Genomic DNA, 12,898 nt, shown 5'->3' on the forward strand with positions numbered 1-12,898 from the left:
TGATCGCCGACGAGCCCACCACGGCGCTGGACGTGACCATCCAGGCGCAGATCCTCGAACTCATGCGCCGGCTGCAGGCCGAGACGGGCATGAGCATCCTGTTCATCACGCACAACCTGGGCGTGGTCGCGCACCATGCCGACGACGTGGTGGTCATGTACTCGGGCCGCGTGGTTGAGCGTGCGCCGGTGCGGCCGCTGTTCGCGCAGCCTGAGCATCCGTACACGCAGGGCCTGTTGGCCTGCCTGCCGGGCAAGGCGCGGGTTCCTGGGCAACCGAAGCCCAAGCGGCTGTTCGCCATCCGCGGGCAGGTGTCGAGCCCGCTGGCGCCGCCGCCCGGCTGCGCTTTCGAGCCGCGCTGCGACCAGGCGCTGGCGAGCTGCAAGGACGCCATGCCGCCCCTGATCGACATTCGGCAAGACCGCCAGGCGCGCTGTGTGCGCGTGCAGCCCGACCAACCGCTCGCGAGGGCTGCATGATGACCACCGCTGTTTCTTCCTCGCCCCTCATCGAAGTCCGCGGGCTTAAAAAATACTTCGGCAGCAGCGAGCGCCCCGTGCGCGCAGTCGACGACGTGTCCTTCGCGATTCACCCCGGCGAGACGCTGGGCCTGGTCGGCGAATCGGGCTCGGGCAAGAGCACCATCGGGCGCACCGTGCTGCGCCTGGTCGAGCGCACCGAGGGCCAGGTGCTGTACCGGGGCGACGACATCGGAGATCTTTCCGGCGAGCGCATGCGCAAGCTGCGCAGCAAGCTGCAGATCATCTTCCAGGACCCGTACGCCAGCCTGAACCCGAAGATGCGCATCAGCGCCATTCTGGGCGAGGCGCTGTCCACGCACGGCCTGCACAAGGGCGCGGCGGCGCGCGACAAGCGCATCGCCGAGCTGCTCGAAACCGTGGGCCTGCGCCCCGAGCATGCGAGCCGCTTTCCGCACGAGTTCTCGGGCGGCCAGCGACAGCGCATCGGCGTGGCGCGCGCGCTGGCCGTGGAGCCCGAGTTCATCGTGGCCGACGAGCCGCTCTCGGCGCTGGACGTGTCGATTCAATCGCAGGTGATCAACCTGCTGGCCGACCTGCGCGAGCGCCTGGGGCTGACGATGCTCTTCATCTCGCACGACCTCGATGTGGTCGAGTACCTGTGCGACCGCGTGGTGGTGCTGTACCTGGGCAAGGTGATGGAAGTGGCCACCACCGAGGAGCTGTTCGCGAACCCCTCGCACCCCTACACCCAGGCGCTGCTGGCTGCGAGCCCGAAGCCCGACCCCGAGATGGCGACCGAGCGCATCGCCTTGAAGGGCGACATTCCCAGCCCGATCTCGCCGCCCTCGGGCTGCGTGTTTCGCACGCGCTGCCCGCATGCCATCGAGGCCTGCGCGCAGACGGTACCCAGCCTGGATGAGGTTTCCGCAGGACACTACAGCGCCTGCATCCGCAAAGAACTGCTCTCCCACATCGCCGTTGCACGACCATGACCGACACCGTTTCTGCTACCCAAGACTTCATCGACCCGCTGCTCAGCGACCGTTTCAAGGGCTACCCGCGCACCCAGCCGCCGCGCCTGCGCAGTGAAGTCGGCGCGGCCGGCTGGAACGTGCTGGCCGGCGACCTGCCGCTGCCGCTGGCCGTGCTCAAGCGCGAGGCGCTCGAGCACAACCTGGCGTGGATGCAGGCGCGCGTGCGCGAATGGGGCATCGACCTGGCACCGCACGGCAAGACCACCATGTCGCCGCAGTTGTTCCAGCGCCAGCTCGATGCCGGCGCCTGGGGCCTGACCTTTGCCACCGTCACGCAGCTGGCGGTGGGGGTGGCTGCCGGCGCGCGCCGCACGTTGATCGCCAACCAGGTCGTGAGCGACGAAGACCTCGCGGGCATCCAGCTGCTGCTGGCCGACCATGCGGACCTGCGTGTGGTGTTTCTGGTCGATTCGATCGCGCAGCTGGCGTTGATCGAAGACTGGTCGAAACGCAACCCTGCGAGCGTGCCCTTTGAAGTCATGCTCGAGATCGGCATCGACGGCGGACGCACGGGTTGCCGCACGCATGCGGAAGCGGTCGCCGTGGCGAGCGCGGTGCGTGCCAGCAGCGCCGCGAAGCTGGTGGGCATCGAGAGCTACGAGGGCCTGAATGCCACCGGGTCCACCGAACAGGACACCGCCTTTGCCAAGGCCCTGATGGACCGGATCGAAGCCGTGGCCCGCCATTGCGACACGCATCAGCTCTTCGAGACCGACGAGGTGCTGGTCTCGGCCGGCGGCTCGGCCATCTTCGACCTCGTGGCCGGGCGCCTGAAGCCCGCGCTGGGTGCGCCGGTGCGTGGCCTGCTGCGCTCGGGCTGCTACGTCACGCACGACCATGGCTTCTACAAGCGCATGGTGAACGTGGTCGACGAGCGCCTGGGCTGCGAATGCGGCGAGGGCCTGACGCCGGCGATGGAGGTCTGGGCCAACGTGCAGTCGCGGCCCGAGCCGGGACTGGCGATCCTGTCGGTGGGCAAGCGCGACATCTCTTTCGACATGTCCATGCCCATCCCCATTGCGCACGCGGCACGCGGTGCATTGCAGTCGCACGCTGTGCCCGCCAGCTGGAAGGTCACCGCACTGAACGACCAGCACGCCTACCTGCGCTGGGACGCGAACGACGAAGCGCAGGCACCGGTCGTCGGCGACCGCGTGGGCCTGGGCATTTCGCACCCCTGCACCACCTTCGACAAATGGCACTGGATGCCCGTGGTCGAGAACGACTACCGCGTGAGCGATGCGGTCGTGATCCATTTCTGAGCAAGACGACGCCTCCCCCATGAACACACAGAAGAACAGCGCGACACTGCTCGAAGGCGGCCTCGTGGTCGACGGCTCGGGCGGCCCTTCGTGGCCCGGCGACGTGCTGCTGCAGGGCGACCGCATCCTCGCGTTAGGCGAAGGCCTGCGCACGCGGCTGCCAGCAGGGCTGGACATCGCCGACGTCGACGTGGTCGACTGCCGCGGCAAGGTGATCGCGCCCGGCTTCATCGACGCGCACACGCATGACGACGCCATCGTGCTGCGCGATCCGCTGTGCCTGCCCAAGGTGTCGCAGGGCATCACGACCGTGGTCACGGGCAACTGCGGCATCTCGCTGGCACCGTACCGCACGCCGCAGTCGAAGCCGCCGCTCACGCTGCTGGGTGCCGACTCGTTCAAGCACGCAACCATGGCCGAGTACCGCGCCGCCGTCGATGCGGTGCAGCCTGCGCTCAACGTGGCCGCGCTCGTAGGCCACACCACGCTGCGCTTCGCGGCCATGCAGGCACTCGACCGGCCCGCGAACGGCGACGAACTGGCACACATGGCCGCACTGCTCGACGACTGCATGGCCGCCGGCGCGCACGGCCTGTCATCGGGCCTGTTCTACGAAGAAGCCTTTGCTGCGCCGGCCGAAGAAGTCACCGCGCTCGCGCGCGTCGTGGCACGCCATGGCGGCGTGTACGCCACGCACCTGCGCAGCGAGATGCAGCAGATCATCGAAGCGATGCATGAGGCCGGCGACTCGGCGTTCGAGGCCGGCGTGCCCTTGATCATCTCGCACCACAAATGCGCAAGCCCCGCCAACTGGGGCCGCACCAAGGAGACGCTGCCGCTGATCGACGCCCTGTCGCAGCGCCAGGAGATCGCGATGGACGTGTATCCCTACGTGGCCGGTTCCACCGTGCTGCGCGAGGACATGGTGGACGGCGTCATCGACGTGCTGCTGACCTGGTCCGAGCCCCACCCGGAGATGACCGGGCGCCTGATCTCCGATATCGCACGCGAATGGGGCACGACGGAGAAGGAAGCCAGCCTGCGCCTGAAGCCCGGCGGTGCGTGCTATTTCCTGATGCAGGAAGAAGACGTGGAGCGCGTCATCGCCCATCCGCGCAGCATGATCGGCAGCGACGGCCTGCCGCACGACCGCCATCCGCACCCGCGCCTGTGGGGCGCGTTCCCCCGCGTGTTCGCACGCTACTGGCGCCAGCGCAAGCTCTTCACGCTGGAGCAGGCGGTGCACAAGATGACGGGCATGACGGCGCGCAACCTGCGCATCGCCGATCGCGGCCTGCTGCGCGTCGGCACCATGGCCGACGTGGTGGTGTTCGACCCCGAGACCATCACCGACACCGCGACCTACGACCAGCCGCTGGGCGTGAGCGAAGGGATCGAACGGGTGTTCGTGAACGGCGTGCTCGCGTACCGCGGTGCGAGCGAGGCGCGCGTGCTCGCGCGCGCGGGGCGCATGCTGACACGGCAGGCACGCGCCGCGAACTAACTGAACGTCGCCGCGCCCCTTCCCCGCCATCCCGTAGAGTGCACGCATGATCGAATCCACCACCCTTCGGTACTTCTACGAGGTCGCGGCCTTCGGCTCCGTGCGCGTGGCGGCGGAAAAGCTCTTCGTGGCCCAGAGCGCCGTGAGCCGGCAGATCGCGCTGCTGGAAGACGAACTGGGCGTGCCCGTCTTCGAGCGCCATGCACGGGGCATGGCGCTGACCGCGGCCGGCGAACTGCTGCTGCGCTATGCGCAGGACAACAAGACGCAGCTGGCCGACCTGAAGGGCCAGATCCACGAGTACGAGACGCTGGCCAAAGGCCACGTGCGGGTGGGGTGCGTGGAAGGCATCCTGCACGGCCTGCTCACCAGCTTCATGCCGAGCTTCATCCGCACGCACCCGGGCATCACCTTCTCGCTCGATCTCATGGGCTCGCATGCGGTGGGCGAGTCGGTGGCGGAGCACAAGTACGACCTGGGCATCCTGTTCGGCGCCTCGCCGCGCCCCGACCTCATCGAGCTGCAGAAGATCGAGCAGCCGCTGTGCGTGATCGCTTCGACGCAGCATCCCCTGGCACAACAGCGCAGCTGCACGCTCGCGGAAGTCGCCGACGCGCCGCTGGCGTTGCCCGACCGCTCCTTCGGCCTGCGCCAGCTGGTCGACCGCGTCAGCTCCAAAGGCAAGTTCAAGCTGAACATTGCGGTCGAGACGAATTCCCTGTCCTTCGCGAGCCGGCTGGTCGCGGAGTCGGACCTCATCACCTTCCAGCCGAGCGACGTGGTCGCGCCGCTGATCGAGGCCGGCAAGGTGGTGGCCATTCCGCTCACCGATGCGTCGCTGCGCTCGGCGCGCGCCACGCTGGTGGCGAGCTATTCCCGGCGGCTGTCGCTCGCGGCCAATCACCTGTCGCAGTCGCTGATCGCCTACATGCAAGGGTGGCAGCGGCCCGTGAAGCCGGGGCGCGCCGCCGCTCGCACGCCCGCCAGGGGAAAGCCGGACTAGTTCCGGCGCGCGGGATCGTCGGCATCGAAAGGCTCAACCCGGCAGCGTGACCGTGATCATCTTGATCTCGGTCATCGCCTCCAGCGTGTGCATGCCGCCCAGCCGGCCGATGCCGCTCTTCTTGCCAGAGCCGCCGCCGAAGGGCAGGTGGATTTCCCACCAGGTGGTGCCCGCGTTGATGTTGACGATGCCGGCGGGAATCGCCTTGGCCATGGCGATGCCGCGGCCGATGTCTTGCGTGAAGACGCCCACCGAGAGTCCGTAGTCGTTCTGCAAGGCCAGCGCCAGGGCCTGCGCTTCATCCTGGAAGGCGATGACCGGCACGACGGGGCCGAAGGTTTCTTCCCGGCACAGCCGCATGGCGGGCGTGACGTCGCGCACCACGGTGGGTTCGAAGAAGAGGTCGCTGCCCAGGTCCGGCCGCGCGCGGCCGCCGCACAGCACGCGTGCACCCTGTTCAACGGCATCGTCCACATGCGCGCGCACCTTGGCCGCCACCTGGGCGTTGTTGAGCGGCCCCATGGTCGTCGCGGGATGCAGGGGATCGCCCAGCACCTGCTCGGCGGCCTTGGCGACCAGCTTGTCGCACAGGCGGTCCACCACGCTGGCATGGGCCAGCACGCACCCTGTCGCCGCGCACACCTGCCCGGCATTGAAGAACGCGCCGCCTGCCGCTGCAGCGGCTGCCGCATCGAGGTCGGCGTCCTCGAAAACGATCAGGGGGCCATTGCCTCCGAGCTCGAGCAGCAGGGGCTTTCCGGCGCCCCGCTCGGCGATGCGCTGGCCCGTCGCGGTGCTGCCGGTGAAGGCGATGGCGGTCACGTCCGGATGCACCACCACCGCATCGCCCACGGTCGCGCCCTCACCGATCACCAGATTGAGAACGCCAGCAGGCAGGCCTGCCCTTTCGATGGCCGCCATGAGCGCGCAGGCCACGAGTGCAGTGGACGGCGCAGGCACCCAGACGAGGGTGTTGCCGGTGGCGATGCCGGGAGCGATGTACTCCACCGGAATGTTGACCGGGAAGTTCCAGGGCGTGATGACGCCATACACGCCGCGCGGCTGCCGCAGCGTCATGACGAGCTTGCCCGGGTCTTCCGCCGGCAGCGTCTTGCCGCCCATCTGCTTGACGAGTTCGGCGGCGAGCCGGAAGCCGTCGGCGGCCTTGGCGACCTCGCCCAACGCCTCGGCCAGGACCTTGCCCTGCTCGCACGACAGCGTGTGCGCGAGGGCCTCGCGCGCGGCATCGATCTCGGCCGCGATCGCCATGCACATCGCGGCGCGCTCGAACACGGGCGTGGCGGCCCATGCCTTGGCCGCGGCCTTGGCGGCGGCCACTGCCTCGTCCGCCGTCTCGCGGCCCGAACGGGGCACGGTGGCGATGGTGTCGCCGTTGGCCGGGTTGACCACCGGCAGGGTGTCGGCGGTGGTCGACCAGCGCCCGCCGATGTGGTTGCCCGTTTCGACTTCGGACATGCAGTGGTTGCGCATGGCCTAGCCGTACGAATACGCGATCGACGCGGCATGGCGCTGGCCGTCACTGCCGCCGGCACGCGCGTCCACGCTGGACGCGGACGGCCTGTACCCGGCCGGCGCCGGGGCCGCGACGCCCACATGGCGCTCGGTCTGTGCATCGAAGCAATGGGTCGACGCGGCCTCGCGGACCTGCAGGTGCACGAGGTCGCCAGGCTTGAGGGCCACGCGGTCGTGCACGGACACGCACCAGGGCGTCTCGCTGCCCGCCACGGTGCCGTAGATCTGCGTCTTGTCGCCCGTCGACTCCGTGAGGATCACGCGCAACGCCAGGCCCTCCGGAGCCAACTGCAGGTGCTCGGGCCGCAGCCCCAGCAGCACGTGCTGTCCATCGGCCAGCAGCGGCGTGCACCCGGACGTGGGCAAGTCCCAGGCCTGCCCGTCGGGCAGCGCGAGCCAGGTGCGGCCGTGTGCGCGATGCACCTGCCCCTGCGTGAAGTTCATGGCGGGCGAGCCGATGAAGCCCGCCACGAAGCGGTTGACCGGGCGGTCGTAGAGCTCGAGCGGTGCACCGACCTGCTCCACCCGGCCCGCGCGCATCACGACGATGCGGTCGGCCATGGTCATGGCTTCCACCTGGTCGTGCGTGACGTAGACCATGGTGTTGCCCAGGCGCTGGTGCAGGGCCTTGATCTCGGCGCGCATCTGCACGCGCAGCTGCGCATCCAGGTTGGACAGCGGCTCGTCGAAGAGAAACAGCGCGGGCTCGCGCACCACGGCGCGGCCCATGGCGACGCGCTGGCGCTGTCCGCCCGAGAGCGCGCGCGGCAGGCGGTCCAGGGAGGGCGTGAGGTTGAGCAGGCTGGCGGCCTTTTCGATGCGCGGGCGGAAGTCGCTTTCGGCCTCGCCGCGCGTGCGCGGGCCGAAGGCGATGTTCTCGTAGACCGACAGGTGCGGGTAGAGCGCATAGCTCTGGAACACCATCGAGATGTTGCGCTTTTGCGGCGACAGGTCGTTGGCGCGTGCGCCGCCGATGCGCAGCTCGCCGCCGCTGATGGGCTCCAGCCCCGCGATCATGCGCAGCAGCGTCGACTTGCCGCAGCCCGAGGGGCCGACGAGCACGACGAACTCGCCGTGGGCAATGTCCAGGTCGATGCCGTGCACGACGGGCACGCCCGCGAAATCCTTGCGCAGTTGCTTGAGTTGAACCTGAGCCATGGGGTCTCCTTGTCTTTGTGGAAGTGAATCGCTGGCTCAGTAGTCTTCGACGGTGATCTCGCGGGCCATGGGCAGGACGCCCGCCATGAGGCCCGCGTCCACCGGCAACGCCACGCCGGTGATGACGCGCGCGGCAGGCGACGCCAGGAACAGCACGGCATCGGCCACATCGTCCGGTGTCGCGAAATCGCCCAGGGGGTACCACTTCTTCAGCTGCTCGAACACCTGCGGGTTCTTGTCGGCCCGTGCCTGCCAGGCGGGCGTCTTGACGGTGCCCGGCAGCACGATGTTGGCGCGGATGCCGTAGGCGCCCAGCTCCATCGCGAGCGAGCGGGTGTAGCTGACCAGCGCGGCCTTGGCCGCGCTGTAGGCCGGGTGGCCGAGCGTGGTCAGCGCGTTGACCGAGCCGATGAGCACCAGCTGCCCGCTGCGGCGCTCGACCATGGCGCGGCGCACCGCCTCCACGCAATGGAACGCGCCATTCAGGTTGAGCTGGATGTCGGCCTGCCAGTCCTGCGGCGTGGTCTTGCGTACCGTCGGCCCGCGCGCGGCGCCCACGTTCGACACCAGCACATCCACCGGCCCGACCGTGGCGACGGCCGCGGCCACCTTGTCGCACAGGCCTGCGCAGTCGGTGACGTCCGCCACCAAAGGATGCAGCCGCGCCAGATCGTCGGCACTCACGCCCTGCCCGGCCAACACGGCCGCCAGGCCTTCCAGCGCGCCCGCGTCGTGGTCCAGCGCGATCAGCCGGTCGCCGGCCTGCAGCACGCGGCGGCACAGGGCCTGGCCGATGCCGCCCGCGGCGCCCGTGACCAGCGTCACGCGCCGGGACGGCGCGTGGGGATGAACAGGAGACGGAGTCGAAATTGATGTGTCCACGCAATGCGCCCTGTGAATTGCCAATACCTCTCCCGACCGGGCGGCAATGAATTACCGCGCGCAATTCGAGCTCGAATTTTGAAGCGTACAGGACGCCACGGGAATTTGTCCTTCAATATTTCGCAGGCAGGGTTCTGTTTTTTAGAAATCGAGGGTTAGCTCTATCTATGGCGCCATTCGACCGACTCGTAAGATAAAAAAGCGCAAGCATTGATCGCAGCAGATCCCGACGTGTATTCAATTAATTTTCAATCACTTCACGAGGAATTAAATATGAAAAAACGAAATACAACTCTATTGGCAGGTGCAATTCTTCTGGGTCTTTCCTCCCTCACGGCCCAGGCGGGAAATATCCGCATCGCCATGTCCAGCTACAGCGACAACACGCGCCCCTGGCTGGAGGCGCTGGCCCGGGACTACGAAAAGGCCAACCCGGGAGACAAGGTCAAGGTCGAGGTGGGAAGCTGGGAGAACATGCAGCAGAAACTGCAGGCGGAAATCGCCAGCAACAACCCGCCCGACCTGGCCCACGTCGCGACCCGCTGGGTGGGCGATTTCGTGAACGACGGCCTGGTGGAGCCGGTCGACAATTACGCCAATGCGGCGTTCAAGGACCAATTCATTCCGGCTTTCCTGAAAGCCGGCAATATCAATGGCAAGCCTTATGCGCTGCCTATTGCGGCCAGCGTGCGCGCCATGTTCTATAACAAGGACATGCTGAGCAAGGCAGGCTTTCCCAATGGCCCCAAGACCTGGGACGACGTGATTGCCGCCGCGAAAAAGATCAAGGCCACGGGCGCCTACGGCTACGGCATTCAGGGCAAAGACCTGGATACCGACACTTATTTCTACTACGCGCTGTGGAGCATGGGCGGCGACGTGCTGGATGCGGGCAACAAGGCCGCCTTCAATTCGCCGACCGGCGTGAAAGCCGCCACGCTCTACAAAAGCATGATCGACCAGGGCCTGACCGAGCCCGGCGTGGCCGGCAACACGCGCTACGACCTGCACAACCTGTTCAAGCAGGGGCGCCTGGGCATGGTCATTTCGCTGCCGCCGCTGGCCAAGGAAATCGCCAAGGACGCGCCGCAACTGAAATACGGCATCACCGGCGTGCCCAATGGCGGCAAGGACATCACCTTCGGCGTGACCGATTCGATCATGATGTTCAAGACCTCGAAGAACAAGGAAACCGCCCAGAAATTCCTGAACTTCATGTTCTCGAAAACCGCGCGGCTGAAGTTCGACCAGGGCGAAGGCTTCATGCCGGTGACGCGAGAGGTGGCCAACGACCCCGTGTTCAAGGACGACCCGGTGCTCTCCGAGTTCGTGACCCTGCTGCCCAACGCACGCTTCGCCCCGCTGGTCGCCGGCTGGGAAGACTCGGCGCAGGCCGTCACCAACGCGCTGCAGGCCATCTACCAGGGCAAGGCGGAACCGAAGGCGGCGCTGGACAAGGCCGCGGCCGAAGCCAACACCAAGCTCAACAAGAAGTAAGCCAGCAAGCCCCGGGGCGCAGCCGCCGGGCTGCGCCGGCTTTCCGCGTGTCGCACCACGCCCAACCACGCCTATCCGATCGAATCGACCTATGCAGAATCCCGTTCGAGGCCCTGCCCTGGCTTGGGGGCTGATTGCGCCGAGCCTGTTGCTCACCCTCTTCATCCTGGCCTACCCGCTGTCCACCCTGGTGTTCCAGTCGGTGCACGACATCTCGCGCTTCGGCCTGCTGCGGGCCTTCAACGGCCTGGACAACTTTCGCACCGTGTTCACCGATCCGGTGTTCGCCCATGTGGTGTGGCGCACGGTGCAATGGACCGTGTGCGTGGTCGGCGGTGCCGTGTTGTGCGCTGTGCCGATCGCGCTCATCCTGCAGCAGGATTTCTATGGCCGGGGCGTGGCGCGCACGATCGTGATGCTGCCCTGGGCGGTGTCGCTGACCATGACGGCCATCGTCTGGACCTGGTCCTTCAACGGCCAGTACGGCATGGTCAATGCGAGCCTCGCGATGGTCGGGATCATCCAGGAGCCGATCAACTGGCTGGCCGACGGACAGCTCGCTTTCTGGGTCGAGGTGGGCGTGGGCATCCTGGTGTCCATCCCCTTCACCGTCACCATCTTTCTTGGTGGCCTGTCGTCGGTGTCGCAGGACATCTACGAAGCGGCCGGCATCGAAGGCGCGTCGCGCTGGCAGCAGTTTCGCCGGCTCACGCTGCCACTGCTCAAGCCCTTCATCCACATGGCGATCGTGCTGAACGTGATCTACGTCTTCAACTCGTTCCCCATCATCTGGATCATGACGCAGGGCGGGCCGGACAACGCCACGCACATCCTCGTCACCTGGCTGTACCAGCTGGGCTTTCGTATGGGCCGCCCCGGCGAGGCAGCCGCCATTTCGCTCGTGATGCTGGCCTTGCTGCTGGCCTTCACCGTGTTCTACCTGCGCCTGCAAAAGCGCCAGTCCGCGAAGGCCGCCGCATGATCCGCCCCGACAAACTCGTGCGCAGCCTCTGGTGCTGGCTGCTGCTCGCGCCGCTGGTGGCCGTGGTCGTCTTTCCGCTCGCGGTGATGTTCTTCACGGCGCTCAAGCCGGCGTCCGAGATCTACGTCTATCCGGCGCGCTGGTTGCCGCAGCAGTGGCAGTGGAGCAACTTCTCCGCCATGTGGACGCAGACCGGCTTCGGGCGCGCGCTGCTGAACAGCCTGCTGGTGTCGCTCTCTGCGACCGTGCTGACGATTGCCGTCAGCGTGCCTTCCGCCTACGCGCTGGCGCGCCTGAAGTTTCGCGGCCAGGGCGGCTACCGGCAGTTCCTGCTCATCACCCAGATGATCTCGCCCGTGCTGCTGGTGGTGGGCCTGTTCAAGATGGCGGCCAGCCTGCCCTGGTTCGAGGGCGGCAACATGACCGACTCGCGCCTGTCCGTGGTGGTGGCCTATGGCGCCTTCGGCATTGCCTTTGCCGTCTGGATGATGACCTCCTACTTCGAGACCATTCCGCGCGACCTGGAGGAGTCGGCCTGGCTCGAAGGCTCGGGCCCGGTGCGCACGGTCTGCAAGGTGTTCCTGCCGCTGGCCTTGCCGGCCATGGCGGTCACGGCGCTGGTCACCTTCGTCAATGCCTGGAACGAGTTCGCCGTGGTCTACACGCTGATCCGCTCCACGGAGAAGCAGACGCTGACCGTGCTCGTCACCAACATGGTCGCGGGCCAGTACGTGGTGCAGTGGGAGCTGGTGATGGCCGCCGCCATCTGCGCCGTGGTCCCGGTCGCCATTTTGTTTGCGTGGATGCAGCGCTACATGGTGCAGGGCCTGACCGCAGGCTCGGTCAAATAGCGACCGCAGCGGCATCACAGCCCGCTGCTACCCGCTGCGCCCGCCCCCTTCGAATAATGCGGCCACGGCCGGCGCGCACCCTGCGCCGGCCGGTTTCGCTACACCTCATCCGAAGGAGACAAACCCGATGGCTCGCAAGATCCTGATGCTCTGCGGCGACTACGCCGAAGACTACGAAACCATGGTGCCGTTCCAGACCCTGCTGGCCGTCGGCCACACCGTGCATGCGGTGGCGCCCGACAAGAAGGCCGGCGACTGGGTACACACCGCCATCCACGATTTCGAAGGCGCACAGACCTACAGCGAGAAGCCGGGCCACCGCTTCACGCTGAACGCCAGCTTCGACGAGGTGCGTCCCGAGGCCTACGACGCGCTCGTGATCCCCGGCGGCCGCGCGCCCGAGTACCTGCGCATGCACCCCCGCGTGGTCGAGATCGCGCGCCACTTCCTGGCGACCGACAAGCCGGTGGCCGCCGTCTGCCACGGCGCGCAGCTGCTCGCGGCCACGGGCCTCATCAAGGGCCGCAAGGTGTCGGCCTACCCAGCCTGCCAGGTCGAGGTGGAACTGGCCGGCGCCGAGTACATGGGCATCCCGGTCGACCAGGCCGTGACCGACCGCAACCTCGTCACGGCACCGGCCTGGCCGGCGCATCCGGCGTGGCTGTCGCAGTTCCTGGTGGTGCTCGGCACCCGCATCGAACACTGACCTG

General features: G+C 67.4%; 12 protein-coding genes. 9 read left to right on the forward strand and 3 right to left on the reverse strand.

The window, feature by feature from the left end; all coding sequences use genetic code 11:
- The 5 genes from VHAB30_RS27350 to VHAB30_RS27370 form a co-directional block, all read left to right on the forward strand.
- Positions 1-479: ABC transporter ATP-binding protein (locus tag VHAB30_RS27350; protein WP_174250301.1), on the forward strand; the 479-nt coding region annotated here is incomplete at its 5' end.
- A complete protein-coding gene (locus tag VHAB30_RS27355; RefSeq protein ID WP_159279272.1) occupies positions 479-1,474 on the forward strand; it encodes an ABC transporter ATP-binding protein in 996 nt (331 codons plus the stop codon). The genes VHAB30_RS27350 and VHAB30_RS27355, both read left to right, overlap by 1 nt.
- Positions 1,471-2,778, forward strand: a complete 1,308-nt coding sequence (locus tag VHAB30_RS27360) for an alanine racemase (protein ID WP_159279273.1) — start codon at positions 1,471-1,473, stop codon at positions 2,776-2,778. The genes VHAB30_RS27355 and VHAB30_RS27360 overlap by 4 nt, the downstream gene beginning before the upstream one ends.
- A 19-nt stretch (positions 2,779-2,797) precedes the next feature.
- The gene (locus tag VHAB30_RS27365) at positions 2,798-4,282 is read left to right on the forward strand and encodes an N-acyl-D-amino-acid deacylase family protein (protein WP_159279274.1); all 1,485 of its coding nucleotides are present in this window, start codon (positions 2,798-2,800) and stop codon (positions 4,280-4,282) included.
- A 46-nt stretch (positions 4,283-4,328) separates the two neighbouring features.
- Positions 4,329-5,285, forward strand: coding sequence for a LysR family transcriptional regulator (locus VHAB30_RS27370; RefSeq protein ID WP_159279275.1), 957 nt, complete (start codon positions 4,329-4,331; stop codon positions 5,283-5,285).
- 33 nt (positions 5,286-5,318) lie between these two features.
- Here the strand turns inward: VHAB30_RS27370 and VHAB30_RS27375 are convergent, their stop codons facing one another.
- From VHAB30_RS27375 to VHAB30_RS27385, 3 genes are read right to left on the reverse strand one after another with little or no spacing between them, the layout of a single operon-like run.
- Positions 5,319-6,761, reverse strand: coding sequence for an aldehyde dehydrogenase family protein (locus tag VHAB30_RS27375; RefSeq protein WP_216850753.1), 1,443 nt, complete (start codon positions 6,759-6,761; stop codon positions 5,319-5,321).
- Positions 6,762-6,779: 18 nt separating this feature from the next.
- Complete coding sequence (locus tag VHAB30_RS27380) at positions 6,780-7,976, reverse strand: ABC transporter ATP-binding protein (protein WP_159279277.1); 1,197 nt, start codon at positions 7,974-7,976, stop codon at positions 6,780-6,782.
- A gap of 36 nt (positions 7,977-8,012) precedes the next feature.
- Entirely contained in the window at positions 8,013-8,801 is a 789-nt protein-coding gene (locus VHAB30_RS27385; protein ID WP_390904059.1) for an SDR family oxidoreductase, read from the reverse strand.
- Between the two features lie 330 nt (positions 8,802-9,131).
- Here VHAB30_RS27385 and VHAB30_RS27390 point away from each other — a divergent pair, with 330 nt between their 5' ends.
- The 4 genes from VHAB30_RS27390 to VHAB30_RS27405 all read left to right on the forward strand — a co-directional run bounded on the left by VHAB30_RS27390 (position 9,132) and on the right by VHAB30_RS27405 (position 12,894).
- Positions 9,132-10,355 carry an ABC transporter substrate-binding protein gene (locus VHAB30_RS27390; RefSeq protein WP_070062654.1) on the forward strand — a complete coding sequence of 408 codons (1,224 nt, stop codon included), beginning with the start codon at positions 9,132-9,134 and terminating at the stop codon, positions 10,353-10,355.
- 91 nt (positions 10,356-10,446) lie between these two features.
- Positions 10,447-11,337, forward strand: coding sequence for a carbohydrate ABC transporter permease (locus tag VHAB30_RS27395; protein ID WP_159279278.1), 891 nt, complete (start codon positions 10,447-10,449; stop codon positions 11,335-11,337).
- On the forward strand, positions 11,334-12,188 hold the full coding sequence (locus tag VHAB30_RS27400) for a carbohydrate ABC transporter permease (protein WP_095948089.1): 855 nt from the start codon (positions 11,334-11,336) through the stop codon (positions 12,186-12,188). Before VHAB30_RS27395 ends, VHAB30_RS27400 begins: the two co-directional genes overlap by 4 nt.
- A gap of 127 nt (positions 12,189-12,315) precedes the next feature.
- The gene (locus VHAB30_RS27405; RefSeq protein WP_139704853.1) at positions 12,316-12,894 is read left to right on the forward strand and encodes a DJ-1/PfpI family protein; all 579 of its coding nucleotides are present in this window, start codon (positions 12,316-12,318) and stop codon (positions 12,892-12,894) included.
- Positions 12,895-12,898 lie beyond the last annotated feature (4 nt).

This window comes from Variovorax boronicumulans (assembly GCF_009811375.1).
In the GTDB taxonomy this organism is placed as follows: domain Bacteria; phylum Pseudomonadota; class Gammaproteobacteria; order Burkholderiales; family Burkholderiaceae_C; genus Variovorax; species Variovorax boronicumulans.